This is a genomic window from Chryseobacterium sp. JAH (assembly GCF_001507335.1).
Lineage (GTDB): Bacteria > Bacteroidota > Bacteroidia > Flavobacteriales > Weeksellaceae > Chryseobacterium.
On sequence record NZ_LMAH01000006.1, the window covers coordinates 240,176 to 266,090 of the forward strand.

Genomic DNA, 25,915 nt, shown 5'->3' on the forward strand with positions numbered 1-25,915 from the left:
TGTAAAAGTAGCATAGATCACAAAGATTTTGGCAAAGTATTACATCTGCTAAATCAGTGAGATATTAAAAAAGTTCAGTTTATTTCCCGGAAATTCTTTTTCTGATTCTGCTTAAAGATGGTCCCTGAATTCCCAAATAAGAAGAAATATGATACAAAGGAACATTATTAAAAATATCGGGATGCTGTTTTATCAGATCTAAATACCGCTCTTCGGGAGATTTTAAAATGAAGCCTTCAATTCTGCTCATGGTCACATTAAAAGCTTCCTGGGCCAAAAGTCTTCCGAATTTTTCCCACTGATGAGACAGCTGATAAAGCGAGATAAGATCTGTGTAACGAATATAGATAATAGTTGAATCAGTCAAAGCCTGAGTATGGTAATCACAAGGAATCTGATTGATAAAACTTTTGAAAGAAACCACAAATCCATTGGCGGAATACAGAAAAACATTCTTCTCTTCCCCTGTTTTTTCATCAATTGCATAAGAACGGAAGACTCCGTCAACAATAAACCCGAAATATGTACAAACCGTTGCCCGAAGATTATAATAGTCTCCTTTTTTATACATTTTGGGTTCCCATAAATCTAAAGACAATTTAAAATCTTCTTCTGTAAGACCTGCAAACTGGTTCAGAGCAAACGCTAATTTTTCAATTTCAGTCATGGTTTATCCGTTTTTTTATTCCTTAATTCCAATTTCTTCTATTTCCAAAGAAGGTTTTCTAAGGCTTTCTTTCTTAAACTTTTTCTCAAGAATATGGTAAACTACATAAACGCCGGCAATTGCGAAAAGCCAACTGATGATGTTGATTATTGAAAAACCTGTATAATTGTTATCACTCAAAGTATCGGTAAATGCTTCATAGATTCCGTAACAAATCAAAAAGGTAATCTGGAATCCAAAATAAATTGCAATTGCCAAAAGACCAAACGGCCATTTTGTTTTTCCAAATCTTTCTGCTAAACCGGCATAATATCTATATGCTCCGATTAAAATAAAAATTGACATCATAATTATTAGTTTTTAAATTAGTTTTATGAAAAATCATATCCTACATCCACTAGAAAAAGACCGTGGGCTGGTGCAGAGGTTCCTGCTGAGTTTCTGTTTTTATTTTCTATAACCTTTCTTACATCATCAGGTTCTATTTTACCCGAACCAACGTCAACCATTGTTCCTACAATTGCTCTCACCATATTTCGCAAAAAGCGGTTGGCTGAAACAGTAAATTTCAATTCGCTTCCATTCTGCTCCCACTCCGCTCTGTACATTTTGCAGAGATTGGTTTTGTTGTCAGTGTGCAGTTTCGCAAAACTTGTAAAATCTTCATATTCAAAAAGAATTTTGCAAGCTTCGTTCATTTTATCAACATTTATATTTCTCCTCCAGAGCTGCCACGCCGAATCTTGTGTAAAGGGATTTTTCTCTAAAGAAATATAATACTCATACGTTCTGAAACTTGCATCAAATCTCGCATGAAAGTCATTTTTGACAGGGAAAATTCTTTTAATCGATATATCAGCAGGTAAAAAACTGTTCATTTTATGACAAAGCTGATCACTGAGAGTCTGCTCGGTTTCAAAATGGGCAAACATTTTTTTAGCATGAACTCCTGTGTCGGTTCTTCCAGCACCTGTCGTTTTAATATCCTCTCTTAAAATGGTAGAAAGTGCTTTTTCAAGTTCCTGTTGCACAGAAATATCTTTCGGCTGTATCTGATAACCAAAATAATTTTTACCGTTGTATGAAAATTCTATAAAATACCTCAAAGTAAAATAGATGTTAGATTGTAGATTTTGTTAAAATAAACCTCAGCTATCAAAAGTTTTCCTACAAATTACCTTTAGTGCTTTTGCTTACTTTGTATTTTTGTTTTGATGCAAAAGTACCAAAAAATCAAGACTGAAAACTCAAATTAAACTTTTTTAGATAATTTGTAAAATTTCTAAAACTTGTACAGAAAGATGATTAGTTCATCGCAGCTAAGTCTTTCCCATTATCAAATAATTGAAATTTCTGAATGCAAATTAATCAAAACTCCTTAATGGCACATTTTTCTAAATCTTTTTAAAAGAGACAAAAAAAAATAAGAGAACGAATATTAGTAAAATCATTCAACAACAATAAAGAATTGATTTTCTAAAATTAATGTTGATAAATCATAGATATATACTATAAAATCGTCTATAAAATTCTTAATTTTGCCAACGTATGAAAAGATGGTATCTCTATCCTTTTTCCTTGGGTTATCATATGGTTACGGGCATCCGAAACAGTATGTATGATCTGGGAATTTTTAAATCTACGAAATTTAAAACCCCGATTATTAATGTTGGGAATCTTTCTGTGGGTGGAAGCGGAAAGTCTCCCATGGTGATGTATCTGGCTACTTTCCTTTCAAAATACTACAGAACCGGTGTTCTATCGAGAGGTTACGGAAGACTGACAAAAGGTTATGATGTTACAAACTACGACAGCAATTACAAAACCGTTGGTGACGAAGCAATGCAGTTATTCGAACGTTTTAAGAATCGTTTTGTAATTGCCGTTTCAGAAGAACGTGTTCCCGGAGCAAGAAAAGTCATTGATGACATGGATCTTGATGTCTTGATTTTAGATGATGCAATGCAACACCGAGCCATCAAAGCCGGATTTAATATTTTGATGACCGATTTTAACGATCCCTATTTTAAAGACTACCTTCTCCCAGCCGGAGATTTGCGTGAATCGAGAGCCGGATCGCATCGCGCTGATATCATTATGGTCAGCAAATGTCCTGATGAACTGACAGAAGAAACGAAACAGTATTACATCTCGAGAATCAAACCCTCATACAAACAAAAAGTGTTTTTTTCATCGATTGGATATGATGAAAATGTGTATGCTAGAGATAAGATGCTTCCTGATAATAATCTGAATTATTATGACATTCTTTTGATCACAGGAATTGCCAACCCGAAACCTCTTCTTAATCATCTGGCTAAATTTTCTCAGAAGGTAAAGCATCTGAAATTCAGAGATCATCATAATTTTTCAGATGATGATATTAAAAATATTATCGCAGAATACAAAAAACTAGGCGAATACAAACTGATTTTAACTACAGAAAAAGATTACGTTCGTCTCAAAACGTTCGATTATCTCCGTGATTTGGTCTATTACTGGCCTATTAATGTGATTATTGATGAAAAAGAAAAATTCAATCAGATGATTTTAGATTATACCAATAAAAAATAAAAAAATCCGCAGCAAATGCTGCGGATTTTTTATTGAAATAGAAACTTTCAATCTCTAAAATTTTATTTATTCGTACGATTCCAAAGTAAAATTACGTTGCATTGTTTAGATTTGTAAAAAATTTGCATATGAAACAGCTTTTGACATTTTTGATGTTAAGTATTTTCACTTTAGGATGTTCGCAAAAAACACCTGATGTTTCGAAAACTGAGTTTTCTAAAGAAGCTCTGAATCAAAAATTACAAAATGAAGAGGGAAAAGATATCACTGTTCAGGAAATCCTGAACCAGCACAAAGGGAAAGTTGTGGTGATCGATTTCTGGGCAGGTTGGTGCAGAGATTGCCTAAAAGCCTTTCCAAAAGCTATTGAACTCGAAAAAAATAATCCAAATGTAGATTTTGTTTTCTTTTCGCTCGACCGTTCAAAAGAAGGTTTTGACAGAAGTCTTGAGAAATTTGAAATGAAAGAAAAAGAAAACTACTGGTTTTCAACAGGCTGGAAAAACGATTTCAATAATTACATTGAACTCAACTGGATTCCTAGATATATAGTGATCGATCAAAAATCTAAAATCGCAAAATACTACGCAATCACTCCTGATGATCCTGAGATCCAAGCTACTATTGACAAGCTTTTGAACTAAACTGAAGATAAGATTTAGACTAAAAAAAGCCAGTCATCAACTTAAACCTTAAACAGGAATAACAGAATCCATATCTTTGTGATATGGATTCTCCGTTTCCGCTCCGTAAAATAATTCATGTTGATATGGATGCATTTTATGCTTCCGTGGAGCAGCATGACAATCCTGAATTAAAAGGGAAAGCAATTGCTGTAGGCGGCGGGCATCGTGGTGTAGTTTCGGCAGCAAGTTATGAAGCGAGAAAATTCGGAGTTCGCTCTGCAATGCCTAGTAAAACTGCTAAAGAAAAGTGTCCGCATCTTATTTTTGTACCACCCAGGTTTGCGCGTTACAAAGAAATTTCAAAAAAAATCAGGGAAATATTTTATGAGTACACTGATCTTGTAGAACCACTTTCTTTAGATGAAGCGTATCTCGATGTTACCGAAAACAAAAAAGGAATAAAATCTGCCAATCAGATTGCCAAAGAGATTCGTCAGAAAATATTTGAGCAAACAGGATTGACAGCATCAGCGGGAATTGCAATCAATAAATTCTTGGCCAAAGTAGCTTCAGACATCAACAAACCCAACGGACAGAAAACCATTCATCCCGATAAAATGGAATCATTTTTAGAAGAACTTCCTGTGGAAAAATTCTACGGAGTCGGTAAAGTGACTGCCAACAAAATGTTTACATTCGGAATTTTTAAAGGAAAAGATTTAAAGAAAAGAACACTGGAAGACCTTACGCGATTATTCGGGAAATCGGGTGGATATTATTACAATGTAGTTCGGGGAATTCATCATTCCGAAGTGAAACCTCACCGTATTCAGAAAAGCGTTGCTGTGGAAAGAACTTTTCTGGAAGATCTTTCAGATGAGCAGCAAATTGATGAAAAACTGACCAGCCTGAGCGAAGAACTTCACCAGCGTCTTCAGAAAAACAATATCATGGGACGCTCGCTAACGTTGAAAATTAAGTATAAAGATTTTTCATTATTCACCAGAAGTATTACCAAAGAAGAATACTTCAATTCTCCAGAGCAGTATTTTACGACATCAAAAAAGCTTTGGGAACTCCGTCCTTATGATAAAGCGGTACGATTATTGGGTCTCTCGTTATCTCATCTCAATACAGAAGAAAAAAAGCAGATTTCTGTTCAGCTTAAAATTCAGTTTGAAGAGTTCGAAGATTAGCCAATAATTTTCATTAAATTGATACTACCAAATACAATAAACTATGAACCAGACAATGATTCAATTTTTCCACTGGTACAGTGACGGGGACGGTGTACTGTGGAAACAAGCCGAAAAAGAGGCAAAATACTTATCAGAATTAGGAATCACATCAGTTTGGTTTCCACCCGCTTACAAAGGCACAAACGGCGGTTTCTCCGTAGGCTACGATGCTTATGACCTTTACGATCTAGGAGAGTTTGATCAGAAAAACAGCACTCCCACCAAATACGGAACCAAAGAAGATTACATCAATTCAATAAAAGCTCTGAAAAAAGAAAAAATTCAGGTTATTGTTGACATTGTTTTAGGCCATAAAGCGGGAGGTGATGAGCTCGAAACCTTTAAAGCGGCAAAAGTTGACGAAAACAACCGTGAAAAAATCATTTCAGAATTTTCAGATATTCAGTCGTATACTAAATTTACTTTTCCTGGAAGAGGAACAAAATATTCAGATTTTGAATGGAATTTCACCTGCTTCAGCGGGGTAGATTATGCTGAAGGAAAGGAGTCTCACATCTATAAAATTCAGTCTGAATACGGAAATGACTGGGAAGAAATGATTGACGACGAAAAAGGAAATTATGATTACCTCATGTTTAATGACGTTGAACACCGCAATCCTCACGTACGCGAAGAGCTCAATAACTGGGCAAAATGGTATTTTGACGAAACCGATTTTGACGGCGTAAGACTGGATGCTTTAAAGCATATTTCATTTGATTTTTATAAAGAATGGCTGACTATGCTCCGCTCCAATTCTGGTAAAAATATATTTGCTGTTGGTGAATACTGGGCTCCAGGACAACTGAATTTACTCCAAAAATATATTGAAGCGACTGAAGGCTGCATGAGCTTATTTGACAGTTCGCTTCATAATAATTTTCATACGGCATCCAATGAAGGTGGTTCTTACGATTTGCGTAGAATTTTTGATGAAACACTCACTGCAGTAGATCCAATGCATTCTGTAAGTATCGTAGATAATCATGACACGCAGCCTTTACAGGATTTAGAAGCTCCCGTTGAGACCTGGTTCAAGCCACTCGCCTATGCTTTAATTTTATTGAGGGAAAATGGATATCCATGTGTTTTTTATCCAGATTTGTATGGAGCCACTTACAAAGACAAAGACAGGGAGGGCAATGAGCAGGAAATATTCTTAGACAAAGTAGACGGTATCGAACAACTTTTAAAAGCAAGAAAAGAAAACGCTTATGGTGTGCAAAAAGACTATTTTGAAGACGCTAACTGTTTAGGCTGGACCCGTGAAGGTGATGAAGAGCATTCTGGTTGTGCTGTTGTATTAAGCAATAAAGACGCTTACCAAAAACCTATGGAAATGGGTGAAAAATATATAGGCAAAACCTTCTACGACCTTTTAGGACGATCTGAAGAAAAGATAGAAATACGGGAAGACGGCTGGGCAGATTTCCCTGTTCCTGCAGGAAATGTGAGTGTCTGGATAGCTGAATAATTTTTTATAAAGCTAAACTTTTCGGAGTTCCAAGATTTCCGGTCTTTCAGATTGATCGGAAATCTTTCCCTTATAGGCAAATTCAGTCCAAAGTGAACGCAGTTTTCTTCCATTTTCATCGATATATTTCCACGGAATATTATTTAAAATTCCTGCGTTTTTCCAAGCCGATTCATTTCCGAAAATGAAAGGCAGATCAATCGCATGAGCTCCCATAAAATGATTACCGATAATTCTTGGATGAATTCTGAACAGATAAATATTACCACCAGCTGCTGCATAGTTTTCTGCAAAATCTCTCGCAGGTTTTCCATAAATAATTTCTGTCGTAGATCGAATAACTCTATCAACTAAGCGTTTTGGTAGATACTTATTCATCATCTCGGAGGTACGGAGGTAAAGAGCAGTCTCCTCATCGTTGATTCCAATCAACACATCAATATTTTCTGCGTTCCCCTTCCACTTCTCTTCTACTTCATTTTCACTGCATAATGGTGGGAAACCATATTGAGTACCGAAAGGCATCGCTGCTTTTAAACCATATTTTAAAAATGCTGGAGGTTTTTTTTTAGCGGTTTCAATAATTTTAAAAAGGTCAGTTTCAGCGGTGAAATCCATAGTATTTTTCAAGAACTCTGCAGACATTTTCTGACGGTTCTGCCGCAATCCCAATGGCGCACTATGAATAATTACTCTTTTAAATAAATTTTCAACACCTTCAGAAACCATCAGATGAGCAATTGCATCTCCGCCAGACGACTGCCCGAATAATGCAATATTTTCAGCATCACCACCAAAATCTGAAATATAATTTTTAACCCATTTCAAAGCTTCGATAATATCAAACAAACCTAAGTTGGCTGGTCTTTTCTCTGTGCCTCCCAAAAAACCAAAAATTCCCAGTCGGTATGAAACGGTAGCGATGATGACATTCTGCTCTTTCACCCAATCTGAAGGATCGGCGGTCGATAGATCTCCACAGCCGATTTCATAGGAACCACCATGAATCCAAACGATAACCGGAATCTTTTCATTTTCACTAAATTTTTCAGGTCGGTAAATAGAAAGATATTGCACAGATTCCTCAACTTCGAAATCATCGAGATTGGTTTTGCCAATTATTTTTTCTAAAAGTTGACTAATATTCTGAGGGCAGACCGGTGTTTTCTCTGGGAATATAATTTCATCAGCGAAAGGCTGTACCGGAATCGGTTTTTTAAATCTTTCAGAATAGGCATAACGGATGCTTTTCGCTTTGATGATTCCGTTTTCTTTGATGCCTAAAACTTTCCCGAAAGAAGTCTTGAAGAAATAGGTACCAGTATTTTCCTGAAATTTCATGTTTCAAAAAATATATGTTAGTTTAAATTAATCTTTATCTTTCAGAAAAGGCCCAGCTTGCACTTTTTCCCTCAGCGTATTGAAATTCAAATAAAATTAATACTGTTTCCCCTAAAAAACAAAGGATTCAACTTATTTTTCATTGTATTGGAAAGACGAGTGACATTCTCTTTTTACTTTATTCAGACAAAAAAAAAAGAAAACATCTGTAAAACGGGTATATCTTTCTGTAATCTGTATAAGCGATATTTCTTAAAAAGTCACGATTTTTGCATAGAACAGAATAATTTAAAATTAAAAGATGGACACATACTCAGTAAAAGCTTACGGTACGGAATCTAAAGAAGCCGATTTAAAAGAAATGACGATCGAAAGAAGAGAAGCAACACCTAACGATGTGGAAATAGAAATTCTCTACTGTGGAGTTTGCCATTCAGATCTTCACACCGCAAGAAATGATTGGGGCGGAACAAAATATCCAGCAGTTCCCGGACACGAAATTGTGGGAAGAATTACGAAAGTAGGAAGCGAAGTTTCAAAATTCAAAGTAGGCGATCTTGCCGGAGTAGGATGTATTGTAGATTCTTGCGGAACTTGTGAAAGTTGTAAACAAGATCTTGAACAGTACTGCCAAACTGGCTTTGTAGGAACTTATAATGGGAAAGATTCTCATTTGGGAGGCCATACTTTCGGTGGTTACTCCGAAAAAGTGGTTGTAGATGCAGATCATGTTTTGAAAATTCCTGAAAACTTAGATTTAGCTGCAGTGGCACCCCTTCTCTGCGCAGGAATCACCACATGGTCGCCTTTAAGACACTGGAACGTCGGTGAAAACTCTAAAGTTGCCGTTGTAGGTTTGGGAGGTTTGGGACACATGGCGATTAAACTTGCAAAAGGCCTGGGTGCTGAAGTCACTTTATTCTCAAGAACTCCGGGAAAAACTGAAGACGCAAAAAAATTGGGTGCAGATCACGTAGTGATTTCTACAGATGAAGAGCAAATGAAATCGGTCACCGGAAAGTTTGATGTGATTATCGATACTGTTCCTTATGATCATGATGTAAATCCCTATGTTGCTACATTAAATATCAGTGGGACTTTAGTATTAGTGGGCTTCATTGGCAAAATGGAAGAAGCTCTTTTCACTCCTCCTATGATTATGGGACGTCGATCTGTTGCAGGGTCGGTGATCGGAGGAATCGCTGAAACACAAGAAATGCTTGATTTCTGCGGAGAACACAATATTGTCTCTGAAATCGAAATAATCAAAATGCAGGAAATCAACGAGGCGTATGAAAGAATGCTGAAAAGCGATGTGAGATATCGTTTTGTGATTGATATGAAATCTTTGTCTTAGATTTTATTTAAATAATATCCAAAATACTCTTCATTTTGAAGGGTATTTTTTTTGGAGATAAATTTGTGTGAATATGCGTTTAAATTAGTAAAAACGAAGTCGCACCGTTTTTATTTCTAGATGTTTGACTGTTATTAAGATTTCACTTCATATTAAAAACTACTGATATTTCTGCTCCATATCCTGATACGCCCAATCTGCCATTGCATCGATCACGGGAGCAAGTCTGTTTCCGGCATCACTTAATTTATAGGTAACATGTGGTGGAACTACAGGTTTCGCAGTTCTGATGATGAGTCCGTCACTTTCTAATTGTTTTAGGTGTTGGATCAACATTTTTTCTGTAACAGTCGGGATTGCTCTTTTCAGTTCGCTGTACCTTTTCTCACCATTTGAAAGCTGAAATAAAATAATTGGCTTCCAGAAGCCTGCTATTTTTTCCATCACATACATTACCGGACATTGATCCAGCAAATGTTTTCTGTTTTCCTGAATAGTAGAATTTTCTTTGATTGCGGTCATAGCGATACATACTTTAGGGTAAGTACTTGTATAAAAGTAAGTACAAATATAACTTTGTTCTCAGAAATAACAACATAAAATTATAAAATATTCACTTATGAAAATCATTATCACAGGTTCCCTAGGGAACGTTGCAAAACCATTAGCTCAACAATTGATTGCTGAAGGCCATGACATTACCGTTATCAGCAGTAACGAGAACAAAAAATCAGAAATTGAATCTTTGGGTGCAAAAGCAGCAATCGGTTCCGTTACAGATATCGAATTTTTAAAAGAAACTTTTAAAGGTGTTGATTCGGTTTTCCTCATGACTCCACCCATGATCGATGCAACAGATATCATAGAAAAGACAGTGAATGTCGGCAAAAAATATGCAGAAGCTGTTGCGAAAACCGGAGTCAAACGTTTGGTGATGCTGAGCAGTGTAGGTGCAGATTCACCAACAGAAAACGGACCGATTGCCAGTCTTCATCACATCGAAAAAATATATGGTGATCTCGAAAATGTATCTTCTACTTTTCTGAGAGCGGGCTATTTTTATATTAATTTTTTCAATGATATTCCCGTGATTAAAAATGCAGGAATTATTGGAGCTAATTATTCTGCGGAGGTTAAAGTTCCTTTGGTTCATCCAAAAGATATTGCAAAAGCAGCTGCTCAAGAATTGGTAAAAACCTCATCTGATCAAAAAATCCGCTATGCGGTAAGCGATAATCGTGAAGCGGGAGATTTTGCAAAAGTATTTGGCTCCGCAATCGGAAAGCCTGCTTTGCCTTGGATAGAATTTACTGATGAGCAGACTTTTGAAGGAATTTCTCAAGCAGGGCTTCCTGAAGAAATGGCCAAACTCTATGAAGAAATGGGACGTGGCATCAGAAACGGTGTTGTACAAGAAGATTTCATCAAATATGGTTCACCAATTGATGGTGAGACAAAATTAGAGGAGTTTGCTAAGGAGTTTGCTCATCACTTTAATTCATAATGTTTGAAAATAGATTCGGCGGGCCTCTGGCCCGCCGAATCTATTCCTATGCTCTAATACGATTTTATCCTACACTAATTTTAGGTCGTCGCGTTGGGACTTTTCATTATTTTTTTAATGTTTGTTTTAATACTTTTAGTTTTCCGTCAATTCTATTTTCCAATTTCAAATTTAAAATTTGGGCAACAATCGGATAAACATTTACGTTTTCAAACTCGTCTATGATCAGGTTATTTTCAAATCCCGGCCCCCATGCGTAAAATGTTGCTTTCATTTCAGGAACTAAGTTCGGATCATAACCATGTTTTCCAACCGAAGTTTTTTGATTTTTCTCCAAAAAAACTTTCGGAGCTCTTGGGATCAAAAGAATTTGCCCTATCCTATGATAGCGGTCATCTCTCGTCGAAAAGTGCAAATATTTCGGAAGCTTTTTATCCAAATACACTTCATAATCATCAGTTTTAGTTGCTTTCAACTGTTTATATACAGATTTAACCTCATCAGGGTTTTTAACATATACCCTTACCAAAGTCTGAGAGTTATAAAAATCAAACCGGTCTTTATTGAATAATATTTCAGGAATCTCCAGAGGATTTCCACCGTCAACCTGAATCATTCCATGATCAGAAACAAAAATAATGCTGACATTTTTCAAACCTAAATCATTTACTTTCTGAACCAGATTTCCAACCGCTTCATCAATCAACTGAACTGCCGCTTCAGTTTCCTTGGATTCAGGACCAAAATGATGTCCCGCTCCATCCACTTCAGGAAAATACATCGAAATAAAATGTGGTCTTTTATCTTCAGGAAGCTTGAGCCAGTTAATGACTTTATCTACTTTGTCTGAAGGTTTAAATTTCTCATGATACGGATAATAATATGTCGGTCTTTTTCCTCCGGCATCACTTGCAGAACCTACCCATTGTAACGAAGCAGTTATTAAACCTTGTTTTTCGGCCAATGTCCATAGAGGAATGCCACCATACCAACTACCATCTTCTGCATTTTCCTTTTTACTCATGGCATAGCTTTTCTTGGTTTTATAATCGTAAAAGAAATTATCCACCAAGCCATGATGAGAAGGATATAATCCGGTCATGAGACTCCAATGATTGGGAAAAGTAATACTCGGATAACTTGGAGTCATGGCTTTTGCCTGAACACCTTCACCAGAATATTTTAAAAGATTTTGGGCATTGTATTTCTTAGCGTAATCATATCGGAAACCGTCTGCAGAAATCATGATGACGTAAGGTTTTAACTTGGCCTCTTCGCTGTTAAATCGATTGGGACTAATAATCTGAGCAGTATCAATGATTGGTGTTTGTGCAAAACCGATTATTGAAATGAACAAGAATAAAAATTGAATTTTCAACTTCATCTGAAATTTTTGGCAAATTTAGCTTCTATAGCATATTAATGAAAGTTTTAGAAGTTAAAAAAACATTAAGATCTCTTTAATGAAATACTTTTATCATGATATTAAAACTAAAAAAAGCCACTTTCAGTGGCTTTCAATTATTCTTTAATTAATTTTTCAAAAGATAAACTTCCATCATGTAAAGTCATTTCAAAATAATAACTTCCGGATTTCAGATCAGCAACATTAATGTTGTCACCTTCTAATTTTACCGATCTTACTTTTCTTCCTGTAGATTCGTAGATGTCAATAGATTTTATTTTATCAGCATTTTTAAAACTTACCGTTTCTTTTGCAGGATTCGGGTAAATAACTACATTCTTACTTTCTGCCAATAGATCTTGCGTTGCTAATGATGCGGTTTTTGTTAAAGTTACATACCCTCTGTTTGTTCCTCCATGATATCCACTTGAAAGAGCAGGGCCCGGTCCTTTAGCAAAGAAAATATTAATTGTCCCTGCGCTATTTGTAATCGCAGTATCACCAGCTCCACCAGCCAGTGATCTTGTTGCTACCACTGTTCTTATACCGGAAGCTATTACATTTGAAGTCTCAGTCCAATCTTGTGCAGCATCTGGAGTAGGAGAAGATCCCACTCCTACAAATGTATAATCTCTGCTGGGCGTAGAGTTATAAACGAATCCATCTTTTCCGCTTACCATACCTTCGCCCACATTTCCAAAACCTATTCCTAAGTATGCGTTATCACTTCCTGTAAGTGTAATCGTAGCTAAAGTTGGTGTTGTATCAATCTTTACAGTCATTCCGGTTGACCCAAGAATTACTGTACCTGTACTAAACTGTGCGCTGACCGTTGTTGCCAGAGCTAAGCTTGAAATAAGTAATAATTTTTTCATATTTTAATTTTTTAAGAGGTTGATGATTTCTTTATTGTCTGTTTTTAATGCATATTCAAAAGGAGTCATTCCCATCGAATCTTTTTGGGTTTTATCAGCTTTATATTTCAATAATATTTCCACTAATTCTTTGTTTCCTGATTTTACCGCCCACAATAATGGTGTTGTTCCTGTAGCATCTGCAATATTTGGATCGGCATTTTTCTTGAGTAAATGTTCTACGAGATCTTTATTATATTGTATAGAAAGACCTGCCAAGGCAGTTCCTTCATTACTTTTATAATTCACATCTTTCACATGATCAATGAGAAACTCAGCGACTTCTTTATTTCCGCGGTAACAAGCTAAAATCAGAGTTGAAAAACCTCTTTCATTGGTCTCATTGATGACATTGGGATTTTTTTTCATCGCTTCTTTCATTTCAGCGACAGTTCCGCTTCTTGCAATATCAAAAACAGATTTTGCTTTTCCCTGGGCTGATAGTAAAGAAAAACCAAGTACACATATCGTCATTAAAATTATCTTTCTCATTGTTTTACAAGGGTATAATTGTATTCTACATTTACATTTTCAGCCACTTTCTTCATGACCATTTTCGGAATGGTGACCCGAAAATCTGCCGGTCTTGCTACAAAACCTCCCTCCATATAGATTTTCCCGTCTTTCATGGAAATGGTTGCAATAGAAGATACTGCCTTATCTACACCATGAAAATTCAATGTTCCCTGAATGGTATACTTTTGCGGATTAGCACTGAGTTTCGTTTTATCGAAACCCTGAATTTTTCCCTTGAATGTCGTCTTAGGATATTTTGCAGTTTCGGCATAGCTTTCATTAAAGTGTTCTTCCATCAGTTTAACCTTAAAATGAAAATTCTTCACCGCTGAAACCGAAGCAATTTCGCCAGTATCAGAATTGAGAATCACCGTATTGTTGTTGTCCTGTGCAAATACATCTTCAAATAAAGGAACAGAAGCTTCAAATGTTACTTTTCCTGTTTTGGAACTGTACTTTTGAGCTAACGCCATGTTTCCAAACAATATTGAAAACATTATTATTGTTAATTTTTTCATTTTTTTTAAATTTAATTTTCTACAAGACCGTCTGCTTTCCATTTGATGAAAGTATTAATCTGGCTAGCAGATAATGATCCTCCCTGCGGCATTTTTTGAGGATCCCCGGCAGGCCTTTGTATTCTGTCTAAAATATTGTCTATATTATTCTTTACCTGACTATAATTCGTCCACGGTTGGAACGACGCTGGTCCTCCCGCAGAATGACATGATATACAATTGGCATTAATAATCGGTTTAATATCTGTTTCGTACCGTACAGTTTGTGCAATAGGTGTCTTGTCTGAAATCTCTTCATAAGTTCTGCTTTCGCATGACGAAATGAAAAGAATAAGACCCGATATGTAAATTATTTTTTTCATTTTAAAATACTCTGTAAAGATTAAACCCAAAAAAAATCTGTCCTTTATCCCATTTTCCTGTTGCATTCGTAAGATATCCGATATCGGAATTGAGTTGAGAATTACTGAATAACAGCTGGAATACATGCCCTCCTGTTTCGATATCCATTCCCAATGAGAGTGGATTTTTGTAGAAACTGTGATTATCAAAATTCACAAAGTATTCTGCATTAATCGAAATCCTTTTAGAGATTTTGTAGCGGGCTCCCAATCCTGCCAAAAACTGATCGCTGTTTTGAATAGCAGGATCATAAAGATTTTTGTGCACATAAGACGGACTTAACTGCAGAGAAAAACCATCGCTGAATCGTCGTGAAATGAGCGCCTGAGTTAGATAAGAAAGCCTGTCGCCAAACTGAAGATTCGGATAGTTATCCTTATCTAAATCAGTATTCATAGCCATTACATTGTACCCTACAATTTCTACCGGAAAATCTTCGTTTTGTTTCAGAAGCTTATATTTGGCTCCAAACTCAAACGTTTTCATGTTGGTTTCCCTTGAAAGGCTTAATGATAATCCGTCGGTCACTCCATAGATTACCCCTAATTTTGTAGAAGCATCATCGAGCCCGAAAAAATTTTTAAATCCGGTGCTTACATCACCAAACCTGTGTGCGACAACAATGTACCATTCTTTCTTTGCAGTCAGCTTTGTAGACTGCCCCGTGACGATCTGTAATGCCTTGAATGCCGGCGGGTTGTTTTCTGTTGTTGTGAGAGTGTCAATATCTTTCAGCAAATCTTCCTGAGAAAAGGCAAGAATTGAGGTAAACATCGACAAAAATAATAGAGTTTTTGTCATATAAATTTTAATTAAAATTATATAACAAACTTAGAGAGTAATGCTTTTAAAAGTGTGTGACAAAAGTCACCGATGGAATTGTTTTTATCAATGGAAAGTATATAAGTTTATAAAACATTTTATTAGATATGACTAACATTTTTATTTTCGGGAATTCTTATACCTTCCTTGCTTTGTAAAATTTCACCTTCATTTTCTATTTTTTTCAAAACACGGCTTACGACCTCTCTTGATGTACCAAGATTGGTAGCAATTTCGCGGTGGGTTAATTTGATGGGGTGGTCACCTTTTAAGTCAATCTGATGTTTGATATAACTGAGAATTCTCTTATCCAGTTTATGAAATACAGCTTCGTTGACCATATTCATAACATCTGAAAAACGTTTATCGTACTCCTGATAAAACAATCTGTTTATTGCAGGAAACTGAATCAACCAATCATGCATTACGGAAACAGGTATAAGTAAAACCTCCGAATCTTCTTCTGCAACTGCATAAATGCGGCTTATGTGATCTGAGAAGATAGAGGAAAATGTCATCAGACAGCTATCATTTTCTCTGACATAGTAGTAGATAAGTTCTCGACCATCATTTAATGTAAATACCCGTATTGAACCTTTGATTAGAAATGGCACAAATTTATTTTTTTGTCCTTCTCTGATTACTTCAGTTTTCGCTTTTACCGTGTTGACAATAGCATGTTTATTGATCTCTTTTAAGAAATCATCACCTAAAAAGCCGAATTTATTAAAAATAAAATCAAAATTCATCGTACACGTTATAATATTTTAACGTAACAAAGATATAAATTTGAACTGTTCTTAATTATAAATATACTGTATAAAAGCTTATTTTGACCCATTCTTAATTATGGAATACACCAAATGAGAAAATAATAATATAAATAGTATGACAAAAAGAAATGCCCCAACTTTCGCTGGGGCATTCTTAATATATTTTTGAGAAAATCTTACGCTTGTACGTTGTTTCCACCTAATACGAAAGGCTCAACTTCTTTGATTTCTCCAAACTGCTGCTCATAGTTTGTGATGTTTTGCTGAAGAGCTGTAAGAACTCTTTTCGCGTGAAGTGGAGCAAGAATTACTCTTGAACGCACGTTCGCTTGTTGTACACCTGGCATAAGCTGGATGAAATCTACTACAAACTCTGATGGAGAATGGTTTACTAAAGCAAGGTTACAATAAACCCCTGAAGCTACCATTTCGTTCAATTGAATGTTGATGTTGTTTGGATCGTTGTTTTGGTTTTGGTTGTCCATTATTTTTGTTTAAGTTTTATGTTTAAATAATTCAAGGCTCAAAAATAAATTAAATCTTTGAACCTTGAACATTAAATTTTGAATTAATTTAAATCTTCGAATTCTTTTTTAGAACCTACGATTACATTCTGGTATTCTTTAAGACCTGTACCTGCAGGAATTCTGTGTCCTACAATTACATTTTCTTTAAGACCGTTTAAGCTATCTACTTTACCAGCTACTGCTGCTTCGTTAAGAACTTTAGTTGTCTCCTGGAATGACGCTGCAGACATGAAAGATTTAGTCTGTAGAGCTGCTCTTGTAATCCCTTGCAATACAGGTGTAGCTGTTGCAGGAAGTGCGTCTCTTACTTCTACCAATTTCAAGTCTTCACGCTTCAACTTAGAGTTTTCGTCTCTCAATTCTCTCGCAGTAATCATCTGACCTGGTTTAAATTCTTTAGAATCACCAGCTTCAGTAACTACTTTAAGACCAAACACTCTGTTGTTTTCTTCTAAGAAATCCATTTTGTGCTCTAAAGCTGCTTCAAGGAACTGAGTATCACCTCCGTCAACGATAGATACTTTCGTCATCATCTGTCTTACGATAATTTCGAAATGCTTATCATCAATTTTCACCCCTTGTAGACGGTAAACTTCCTGAATTTCATTTACTAAATATTCCTGAACCGCAGTTGGTCCTTTGATCTTCAAGATATCATCTGGAGTAACTGAACCGTCAGAAAGTGGCGAACCAGCTCTTACGAAGTCATTCTCCTGTACCAAGATCTGGTTTGATAATTTAACTAAATAAATTTTTCTCTCACCAGTTTTAGCTTCAACGATCAATTCTCGGTTACCTCTCTTAATTTTACCATAAGAAACTACCCCATCGATTTCTGTAACAACCGCCGGGTTTGAAGGGTTTCTTGCTTCAAATAATTCTGTAACTCTCGGAAGACCTCCAGTAATATCCCCTGACTTAGCAGATTTTCTTGGAATCTTGATTAAGACTTTACCAGCCTTAATTTTTTCACCGTCGTTAACCATTAAGTGGGCTCCTACCGGTAAGTTGTAACCTTTCTGTTCAACACCTTTAGAATCTACTACCTTCAATGTAGGTACAGCTTTCTTATTTCTAGATTCAGAGATTACTTTCTCCTCAAATCCTGTCTGTTCGTCAATCTCCAACTGGAATGAAATACCTTGGATAATATCTTCGTACTCAACCTTACCGGCGTTTTCTGCAATAATTACCGCGTTGTATGGATCCCATTTTGCAATAAGATCACCTTTTTTCACTTTATCTCCAGATTTAACCAATAATTGAGAACCGTAAGGTACGTTAGCAATCATCAACGGAGTTCTAGATTCGTTATCAGCAACCAATCTAAATTCTGTCGTACGAGATACCACTACTTCAGCAGTGTTTCCGTTTTCGTCTTCAGAAGTAATTGTTCTTACCTCATCCAATTCAACGATACCGTCTCTTCTCGCAGCGATTGATGGATTTTCTGATACGTTGGTAGATACACCCCCTTGGTGGAAAGTTCTCAATGTTAACTGAGTTCCCGGTTCCCCAATAGACTGTGCCGCAATTACACCTACTGCTTCACCCATGTGGATTTTCTTACCAGTTGCCAGGTTTCTACCATAACATTTAGCACAAATTCCTTTTTTGGTTTCACAAGTAAGCGGTGAACGTACTTCTAAAGATTCAAGCCCCATTTCCTCCACTCTTTTAGCCAAAGCCTCATCAATAATCTGATCAGCGATAGCAACCAATTCGTCGGTTTCAGGATCGTAAATATTATGAAGAGATACTCTACCTAAGATTCTTTCAGAAATTCTTTCAACGATCTCGTCATTTTTCTTCAGTGCAGTAACTTCTGTACCTCTTAGAGTTCCACAATCTGCTTCTGTTACGATAACATCCTGCGCAACGTCTACTAACCTTCTCGTTAAGTAACCTGCATCGGCAGTCTTAAGAGCGGTATCCGCAAGACCCTTACGGGCACCGTGAGTAGAGATAAAGTATTCTAAGATCGAAAGGCCTTCCTTAAAGTTTGCAAGAATCGGGTTTTCGATAATTTCCGCACCGGTAGAACCAGCTTTCTGCGGTTTTGCCATCAAACCTCTCATCCCTGATAACTGACGGATCTGTTCCTTAGAACCCCTCGCACCAGAATCAAGCATCATATATACAGAATTGAATCCACCTTGGTCAACTTTCATTCTGCTCATGATCATTTCAGTTAATCCAGCGTTGGTGTTTGTCCAAACGTCAATTACCTGATTATATCTTTCTGTATCTGTGATTAGACCCATGTTATAGTTGGCTCTAATTTCGTCTACAGTTTCAATAGATGTAGCGATCATTTTCTTTTTCTCAACAGGTACAACAATGTCACCTAATGAGAACGACAGACCTCCTTTGAATGCATTTGCATATCCTAAGTCTTTCATTGCATCCAAGAACTTCACAGTGGTAGGGAAGTCTGTATCAGCAAGTACTTTACCAATAACATTTCTTAATGATTTCTTGGTAAGAAGCTCATTAATATATCCTGATTGCTTAGGAACGATCTGGTTGAATAAGATTCTACCAACAGAAGTTTCAATCAATTTAGTTGTGATTACACCTTCTTCTTTTACCGGTAGTCTACATCTTACTTTAGCGTTCAATGAAACTCTACCTTCCGCATAAGCGATTTCCGCTTCTTCCGGAGAATAGAATGCAAGACCTTCTCCCAATACTTTTTTCTCATCTGTAGAGCTTAATTCTTTGGTCATGAAATATAGACCAAGAACCATGTCCTGAGATGGTACTGTAATTGGAGAACCATTTGCAGGGTTCAAGATATTCTGAGAACCTAACATCAATAACTGAGCTTCCAAAATTGCTTCTGGACCTAACGGTAAGTGTACCGCCATCTGGTCACCATCAAAATCGGCGTTGAATGCTGTCGTTACCAATGGGTGTAATTGGATTGCCTTACCTTCGATCATCTTAGGCTGGAAAGCCTGAATACCCAGTCTGTGCAAAGTAGGTGCTCTGTTTAGTAAAACAGGGTGACCTTTCATTACACCTTCTAAGATATCATATACTACAGGTTCTTTTCTGTCGATAATTCTTTTAGCAGATTTTACTGTTTTTACAATTCCTCTTTCGATCAGTTTTCTGATGATAAACGGTTTGTAAAGCTCAGCTGCCATATCTTTAGGAATACCACATTCGTGAAGCTGCAAGTTTGGACCTACAACAATTACCGAACGCGCAGAGTAATCTACCCTTTTCCCTAGTAAGTTCTGACGGAAACGACCTTGCTTACCTTTCAATGAATCTGAAAGTGATTTCAATGGTCTGTTTGATTCAGATTTTACTGCAGAAGATTTTCTTGTATTATCAAATAATGAATCCACAGATTCCTGAAGCATACGCTTCTCGTTTCTCAAGATTACTTCAGGAGCTTTGATCTCCAATAATCTCTTCAAACGGTTGTTTCTGATAATTACTCTTCTGTAAAGGTCATTAAGGTCAGAAGTCGCGAAACGTCCTCCATCCAATGGAACCAATGGTCTCAATTCTGGTGGTATTACAGGAAGCACACGCATAATCATCCACTCCGGTCTGTTGATCATTCTAGTGTTAGCACCTCTCAATGCTTCTACCACGTTCAATCTTTTTAGAGCTTCCGTTCTTCTTTGCTTAGAACCTTCGTTGTGAGCTTTGTGTCTCAAATCGAAAGACAAAGCATCAAGATCAATTCTCTTCAGCAATTCCTCAACCGCTTCAGCACCCATTTTGGCGATGAATTTGTTCGGATCTGCGTCATCAAGATATTGATTCTCTACAGGAAGAGTTTCCATGATGTCAAGGTATTCTTCTTCTGTAAGGAATTCTTTATCATCAAAATCAGAACCATCCAATTTCTTAGCGATACCCTGCTGAATAACAACATATCTCTCATAATAGATGATCATATCTAATTTCTTAGAAGGAATACCCAAAAGGTAACCGATTTTGTTCGGTAAAGAACGGAAATACCAAATGTGCGCAATAGGAACAACCAAACCAATGTGTCCGATTCTTTCTCTACGTACTTTTTTCTCCGTAACCTCTACACCACAACGGTCACAAACGATCCCTTTGTAACGAATTCTCTTGTATTTACCACAAGCACATTCGTAATCTTTGATAGGACCGAAGATTTTTTCACAGAACAAACCGTCTCTTTCAGGTTTGTGCGTTCTGTAGTTAATGGTTTCCGGTTTTAGAACCTCCCCTCTAGAGTCCTGTAAAATGGACTCAGGAGAAGCTAAACCGATGGTTATTTTATTAAATCTACTTGATTTATTTTTATTTGACATTTGTTAGATTTTAAATTTTAGATTTTAGATTTTAGATTAATTTTTGAATGTTGCCATTCAACATTTATAATTTAAAATTTAAAATTATTCCTCTAGTCTTACGTCTAATCCAAGACCTTGTAACTCGTGAAGTAATACGTTGAAAGATTCCGGAATACCTGGTTCAGGCATTGCTTCTCCTTTCGCAATCGCTTCATAAGTTTTTGCTCTACCAATCACGTCATCCGACTTCACAGTCAAGATTTCTCTTAGGATGTTTGATGCTCCAAATGCTTCAAGAGCCCAAACCTCCATCTCTCCGAATCTCTGTCCACCAAACTGAGCTTTACCTCCTAATGGCTGCTGAGTAATCAATGAGTAAGGTCCGATAGAACGTGCGTGCATCTTGTCATCTACCATGTGCCCAAGTTTCAACATATAGATAATACCTACCGTTGCAGCCTGTGTAAATCTTTCTCCGGTACCACCATCATAAAGGTGAGTGTGACCGAATTTAGGAACTCCAGCTTTTTCAGTGTACTCTGTAATCTGATCAAGAGTTGCCCCATCAAAGATTGGCGTAGCGAACGTCATACCCAATTTCTGACCAGCCCATCCAAGAACTGTTTCATAAATCTGTCCGATGTTCATACGAGAAGGTACCCCTAGTGGATTCAATACGATATCTACCGGTGTTCCGTCTTCCAAGAATGGCATATCTTCCTCACGAACGATTCTCGAAACGATCCCTTTGTTACCGTGACGACCCGCCATTTTATCTCCAACGTTTAGCTTACGTTTTTTAGCGATATATACTTTAGCCAACTTCATGATCCCTGCAGGAAGCTCATCTCCGATAGAAATTGCGAATTTCTCACGGTTTTTAACTCCTTGAATATCATTGAATTTGATTTTATAGTTGTGAATCAATTGTTTGATCAATTCATTCTTATCGTTGTCAACAGTCCAATCAGCACCGCTAACGTTAACGTAATCTTCAACTGAAGTCAATAATTTATGAGTGAATTTCATTCCTTTACCGATAATTTCCTCATCTAAGTCATTGGTAACTCCCTGAGAAGTTTTACCGCTAACCAGTGTGTTTAATTTTTCGATTAAAGTATTTCTCAACTCGTCAAACTTAGCCTTGTAAGTGTTTTCAATCTCTTCAAGTTTAAGTTTTTCTTCAGTTCTTTTCTTTTTGTCTTTAATGTTTCTAGAGAACAATTTCTTGTTGATTACAACACCTCTTAATGAAGAATCTGCTTTCAATGAAGCATCTTTCACATCACCTGCTTTGTCACCAAAGATTGCTCTAAGAAGTTTCTCTTCAGGAGTCGGGTCAGATTCACCTTTTGGAGTAATCTTACCAATCATGATATCACCAGGCTTCACTTCAGCACCGATTCTGATCATTCCATTCTCATCAAGATCTTTTGTAGCTTCTTCAGATACGTTAGGAATATCTGCTGTAAGTTCTTCCATACCCAATTTGGTATCACGAACTTCTAGAGAATACTCATCCACGTGGATTGAAGTAAACCAGTCTTCACGTACAACTTTTTCGTTGATTACAATTGCATCCTCAAAGTTGTATCCTTTCCAAGGCATGAAGGCCACTACCAAGTTTCTACCAAGAGCCAATTCTCCGTTTTCGGTTGCATAACCGTCGCAAAGAACCTGTCCTTTTTCTACCGTCTCACCTACTCTTACGTTTGGTCTTAGGGTAATAGTAGTACTCTGGTTAGTTTTTCTGAACTTAGTCAGTTTATATGTTTTTGTAGCAGATTCGAATGATACTAAATCTTCGTCATCGCTTCTTTCATATTTAATCGTAATCTGATCGGCATCTACATATTCTACAGTACCTCTACCTTCAGCATTGATCAAGATTCTTGAATCTTTTGCAACTTGTTGTTCCAGACCTGTACCTACGATTGGAGCCTGTGGCTTCAACAAAGGAACTGCCTGACGCATCATGTTTGATCCCATCAACGCACGGTTCGCATCATCATGCTCCAAGAATGGAATTAATGAAGCTGAAATACCAGAAATCTGGTTAGGTGCAACGTCAATCAAATTAACTTGAGAAGGCTCAACTACAGGATAATCACCATCTAATCTGGCAATAATTCTGTCTGTTAAGAACGCTCCGTTATCATCTAATTCAACGTTTGCCTGAGCAATTACTTTATCTTCTTCGTCTTCAGCATTTAGATAAATAGGATCAGCATGTAAATCTACAGTACCTGAGTCTACTTTTCTATATGGAGTTTCGATGAAACCTAAAGTATTGATTTTAGCATAGATACCTAAAGAAGAGATCAAACCAATGTTTGGTCCCTCAGGAGTTTCGATCGGACAGATACGGCCATAGTGAGTATGGTGAACGTCACGTACCTCGAAACCTGCTCTTTCTCTTGATAAACCACCAGGTCCTAGGGCAGAAAGTCTACGCTTGTGCGTGATTTCTGATAGAGGGTTGGTTTGGTCCATGAACTGAGAAAGCTGGTTGGTACCAAAGAATGAGTTAATGACTGATGTTAAAGTTTTCGCATTAACAAGATCAAGCGGAGTAAAGATTTCGTTATCTCTAACGTTCATTCTTTCCTTAATTGTTCTTGCAATTCTAGAAAGACCTACACCAAACTGTCCTGCTAATTGCTCACCAACAGTTTTAATTCTTCTGTTTGATAAGTGGTCAATATCATCAACCTCAGCCTTAGAGTTTACCAATTCAATTAAGTGTCTTACAATCGCAATGATATCTTCTTTCGTAAGAACCTCAGTAGTAGTTGGGATATTAAGACCTAACTTTTTGTTTAGTCTGTAACGTCCTACTTCACCAAGAGAATATCTTTGCTCAGAGAAGAATAATTTCTCGATAATTCCTCTTGCAGTTTCCTCATCGGGTGGATCTGCATTTCTTAACTGACGGTAAATATATTCTACCGCTTCTTTTTCAGAGTTGGTAGGGTCTTTTTGTAAAGTATTCTGGATGATAGAGAATTCGTTTGAATTTTCTTTGTGAATCAGGATAGACTTCACACCAGCATCCAAAATAAGATCTAAATGTTCTTTTTCAAGAATTGTTTCTCTGTCTAGGATGATTTCGTTTCTTTCGATAGAAACAACCTCTCCAGTGTCTTCGTCTACGAAATCTTCGAACCAAGTGTTCAATACTCTCGCAGCCAAAGTTCTACCTTCTACTTTTTTAAGTGCAGCTTTAGAAACTTTCACTTCTTCTGCAAGGTCAAAGATCTGAAGAATGTCTTTATCAGATTCGAAACCGATCGCTCTTAATAATGTAGTTAAAGGTAATTTTTTCTTACGGTCGATATACGCGTACATTACGCTGTTGATATCGGTTGTAAATTCCATCCAAGATCCTTTAAAAGGAATAATTCTTGAATAGTACAATTTTGTTCCGTTAGCGTGGTAAGTCTGCCCGAAGAATACACCCGGAGATCTGTGTAACTGAGTTACGATAACACGCTCTGCTCCATTAATAATAAATGAACCAGACGGAGTCATATAAGGAACCGGACCTAAATAAACATCCTGTACAACGGTCTGAAAATCTTCATGTTCAGGGTCAGTACAATACAATTTTAGTCTGGCTTTTAGAGGAACTGAATACGTTAAACCTCTTTCCACACATTCGTCAATCGAATAACGTGGAGAATCTACCAAATAATCTAAAAATTCCAAAACGAATTGGTTTCTAGAATCGGTAATTGGAAAGTTTTCCTGGAAGGTCTTGTGCAAACCTTCTTTCCTTCTGTCTTCCGGAAGTGTATCCAGCTGGAAAAAATCTTTAAATGACTCTAATTGGATATCTAAGAAATCCGGAGTAATGATTTTTCCTTTCGCTGTAGAGAAATTAATTCTCTCATTTCCTTTAGTAACTGCTGTTGTTTTACTCATAAAACTTTTAAGAAAGGGTTAAAAAATATTTTGATTTATACAAAAAATATCAGAAAAAGACTAAAAGATTAAACAGGCAAGATAAAAGACATTTGATGTTTGGCGCTATCAGAAGTGGTCTTTGTTCTTAATTGTTTATTCTACACTCTAATTCTAACTGCAACGCTGGTATATCTTTTCACAGCGTAATGCAAAATATTTTTAAATTTTTACTTCAGACGAAAAAACGCAAAATTCCATAAACACGAAATCCCTTTCAAATTAAGTGAAAGAGTTGATTAATAATGTTTTACAGTAATATGTATAATTTTAGCGCCAAAAGTGACTGCAAATATACAACAAAATTTTATCCTGACAAAAAACAACCACTTCGTTTTGAAGAGGTTATCCGATTAATACCATCTAATTATTAACAGCTAAGTCGTCTAAAAGGACTACACCGCTCCTTTTATCAAGAGCACTTACAAGTTATGAAGTAGAAATATAGAAATTCAATAATGATAAGAATAAGGTATTAATTTTCTTGTTTGACTTTTCATGCATAAAACCAATCAATCTTACTACCATATATAATCTAATCCTCTTTTTTCAGCTACTGCCTTATAAAAATACTCAAACCAAAAAAAAGCCTGAGCAAATTGCTCAGGCTTCCTATTTTTAAGAGTGAAATGAATTATTTCAATTCTACTTCAGCACCAGCTTCTTCTAATTGCTTCTTAAGAGCTTCAGCTTCGTCTTTAGAGATACCAGTTTTGATTGCAGCAGGAGCTCCATCTACGATATCTTTAGCTTCTTTAAGACCAGCACCAGTTAAATCTTTTACCAATTTAACGATTGCTAATTTAGAAGCACCTGCAGACTTAAGAATTACATCGAATTCTGTTTTCTCTTCAGCAGCTTCACCTGCACCTGGACCAGCCATAACAACTGCAGCAGCAGCTGGCTCGATTCCGTACTCATCCTTAAGGATAGTAGCTAATTCATTTACGTCTTTTACTGTTAAGTTTACTAGCGTTTCAGCTAAATTTTTTAAATCTGACATTG

22 protein-coding genes are annotated in these 25,915 nt (G+C 36.6%); 6 read left to right on the forward strand and 16 right to left on the reverse strand.

Going from position 1 to position 25,915, the window contains the following annotated elements; translation table 11 throughout:
• Positions 1–79: 79 nt before the first annotated feature.
• From AR685_RS13720 to truA, 3 genes are read right to left on the reverse strand one after another with little or no spacing between them, the layout of a single operon-like run.
• Complete coding sequence (locus tag AR685_RS13720; RefSeq protein WP_047444828.1) at positions 80–667, reverse strand: Crp/Fnr family transcriptional regulator; 588 nt, start codon at positions 665–667, stop codon at positions 80–82.
• A 15-nt stretch (positions 668–682) separates the two neighbouring features.
• Entirely contained in the window at positions 683–1,015 is a 333-nt protein-coding gene (locus AR685_RS13725) for a hypothetical protein (protein WP_047444830.1), read from the reverse strand.
• A gap of 23 nt (positions 1,016–1,038) precedes the next feature.
• Positions 1,039–1,773, reverse strand: coding sequence for a tRNA pseudouridine(38-40) synthase TruA (truA, locus tag AR685_RS13730; protein WP_047444832.1), 735 nt, complete (start codon positions 1,771–1,773; stop codon positions 1,039–1,041).
• A gap of 442 nt (positions 1,774–2,215) precedes the next feature.
• Between truA and lpxK the strand changes: the two genes are divergently transcribed.
• The 4 genes from lpxK (at position 2,216) to AR685_RS13750 (ending at position 6,579) form a co-directional block, all read left to right on the forward strand.
• Positions 2,216–3,241, forward strand: coding sequence for a tetraacyldisaccharide 4'-kinase (lpxK, locus tag AR685_RS13735; protein ID WP_047444834.1), 1,026 nt, complete (start codon positions 2,216–2,218; stop codon positions 3,239–3,241).
• A 128-nt stretch (positions 3,242–3,369) separates the two neighbouring features.
• Positions 3,370–3,885: a TlpA family protein disulfide reductase gene (locus AR685_RS13740; protein ID WP_047444836.1), complete on the forward strand. Its 516-nt coding sequence runs from the start codon at positions 3,370–3,372 to the stop codon at positions 3,883–3,885.
• Between the two features lie 83 nt (positions 3,886–3,968).
• Entirely contained in the window at positions 3,969–5,063 is a 1,095-nt protein-coding gene (gene dinB / locus AR685_RS13745; protein ID WP_047444839.1) for a DNA polymerase IV, read from the forward strand.
• A 43-nt stretch (positions 5,064–5,106) separates the two neighbouring features.
• A complete protein-coding gene (locus tag AR685_RS13750; protein ID WP_059124915.1) occupies positions 5,107–6,579 on the forward strand; it encodes an alpha-amylase in 1,473 nt (490 codons plus the stop codon).
• A 12-nt stretch (positions 6,580–6,591) separates the two neighbouring features.
• On the opposite strand, the gene AR685_RS13755 is transcribed toward AR685_RS13750, so the two are convergent.
• Positions 6,592–7,920 carry a carboxylesterase family protein gene (locus AR685_RS13755; protein ID WP_059124916.1) on the reverse strand — a complete coding sequence of 443 codons (1,329 nt, stop codon included), beginning with the start codon at positions 7,918–7,920 and terminating at the stop codon, positions 6,592–6,594.
• Between the two features lie 301 nt (positions 7,921–8,221).
• On the opposite strand from AR685_RS13755, the gene AR685_RS13760 reads away from it, so the two are divergent.
• The gene (locus tag AR685_RS13760) at positions 8,222–9,277 is read left to right on the forward strand and encodes an NAD(P)-dependent alcohol dehydrogenase (protein WP_047444845.1); all 1,056 of its coding nucleotides are present in this window, start codon (positions 8,222–8,224) and stop codon (positions 9,275–9,277) included.
• A gap of 159 nt (positions 9,278–9,436) precedes the next feature.
• On the opposite strand, the gene AR685_RS13765 is transcribed toward AR685_RS13760, so the two are convergent.
• Positions 9,437–9,799: a winged helix-turn-helix transcriptional regulator gene (locus AR685_RS13765; RefSeq protein ID WP_059124917.1), complete on the reverse strand. Its 363-nt coding sequence runs from the start codon at positions 9,797–9,799 to the stop codon at positions 9,437–9,439.
• Between the two features lie 97 nt (positions 9,800–9,896).
• Here AR685_RS13765 and AR685_RS13770 point away from each other — a divergent pair, with 97 nt between their 5' ends.
• On the forward strand, positions 9,897–10,781 hold the full coding sequence (locus tag AR685_RS13770) for an NAD(P)H-binding protein (RefSeq protein ID WP_047444849.1): 885 nt from the start codon (positions 9,897–9,899) through the stop codon (positions 10,779–10,781).
• Between the two features lie 106 nt (positions 10,782–10,887).
• Here AR685_RS13770 and AR685_RS13775 read toward each other — a convergent pair whose 3' ends face one another.
• The 11 genes from AR685_RS13775 to rplL form a co-directional block, all read right to left on the reverse strand.
• Positions 10,888–12,165 (reverse strand): ectonucleotide pyrophosphatase/phosphodiesterase, encoded by a 1,278-nt coding sequence (locus AR685_RS13775; protein ID WP_059124918.1) that lies wholly within the window; start codon positions 12,163–12,165, stop codon positions 10,888–10,890.
• Positions 12,166–12,302: 137 nt separating this feature from the next.
• Positions 12,303–13,061, reverse strand: coding sequence for a T9SS type A sorting domain-containing protein (locus AR685_RS13780; RefSeq protein ID WP_059124919.1), 759 nt, complete (start codon positions 13,059–13,061; stop codon positions 12,303–12,305).
• Between the two features lie 3 nt (positions 13,062–13,064).
• Complete coding sequence (locus AR685_RS13785) at positions 13,065–13,592, reverse strand: ankyrin repeat domain-containing protein (protein ID WP_052187927.1); 528 nt, start codon at positions 13,590–13,592, stop codon at positions 13,065–13,067.
• Positions 13,589–14,134 (reverse strand): YceI family protein, encoded by a 546-nt coding sequence (locus AR685_RS13790; protein WP_047444855.1) that lies wholly within the window; start codon positions 14,132–14,134, stop codon positions 13,589–13,591. Before AR685_RS13790 ends, AR685_RS13785 begins: the two co-directional genes overlap by 4 nt.
• 11 nt (positions 14,135–14,145) lie before the next feature.
• Positions 14,146–14,496, reverse strand: a complete 351-nt coding sequence (locus tag AR685_RS13795; protein WP_082671940.1) for a hypothetical protein — start codon at positions 14,494–14,496, stop codon at positions 14,146–14,148.
• A 1-nt stretch (position 14,497) separates the two neighbouring features.
• Positions 14,498–15,337, reverse strand: coding sequence for a DUF5777 family beta-barrel protein (locus tag AR685_RS13800; RefSeq protein ID WP_047444860.1), 840 nt, complete (start codon positions 15,335–15,337; stop codon positions 14,498–14,500).
• Positions 15,338–15,459: 122 nt separating this feature from the next.
• The gene (locus tag AR685_RS13805; RefSeq protein WP_047444862.1) at positions 15,460–16,107 is read right to left on the reverse strand and encodes a Crp/Fnr family transcriptional regulator; all 648 of its coding nucleotides are present in this window, start codon (positions 16,105–16,107) and stop codon (positions 15,460–15,462) included.
• Positions 16,108–16,307: 200 nt separating this feature from the next.
• A complete protein-coding gene (locus tag AR685_RS13810) occupies positions 16,308–16,616 on the reverse strand; it encodes a DUF3467 domain-containing protein (RefSeq protein ID WP_047444864.1) in 309 nt (102 codons plus the stop codon).
• Between the two features lie 83 nt (positions 16,617–16,699).
• A complete protein-coding gene (rpoC, locus tag AR685_RS13815) occupies positions 16,700–20,965 on the reverse strand; it encodes a DNA-directed RNA polymerase subunit beta' (RefSeq protein WP_047444867.1) in 4,266 nt (1,421 codons plus the stop codon).
• Positions 20,966–21,049: 84 nt separating this feature from the next.
• Positions 21,050–24,871 (reverse strand): DNA-directed RNA polymerase subunit beta, encoded by a 3,822-nt coding sequence (rpoB, locus tag AR685_RS13820; protein WP_047444868.1) that lies wholly within the window; start codon positions 24,869–24,871, stop codon positions 21,050–21,052.
• Positions 24,872–25,544: 673 nt separating this feature from the next.
• Complete coding sequence (rplL, locus tag AR685_RS13825; RefSeq protein ID WP_047444870.1) at positions 25,545–25,913, reverse strand: 50S ribosomal protein L7/L12; 369 nt, start codon at positions 25,911–25,913, stop codon at positions 25,545–25,547.
• Positions 25,914–25,915: the final 2 nt, after the last annotated feature.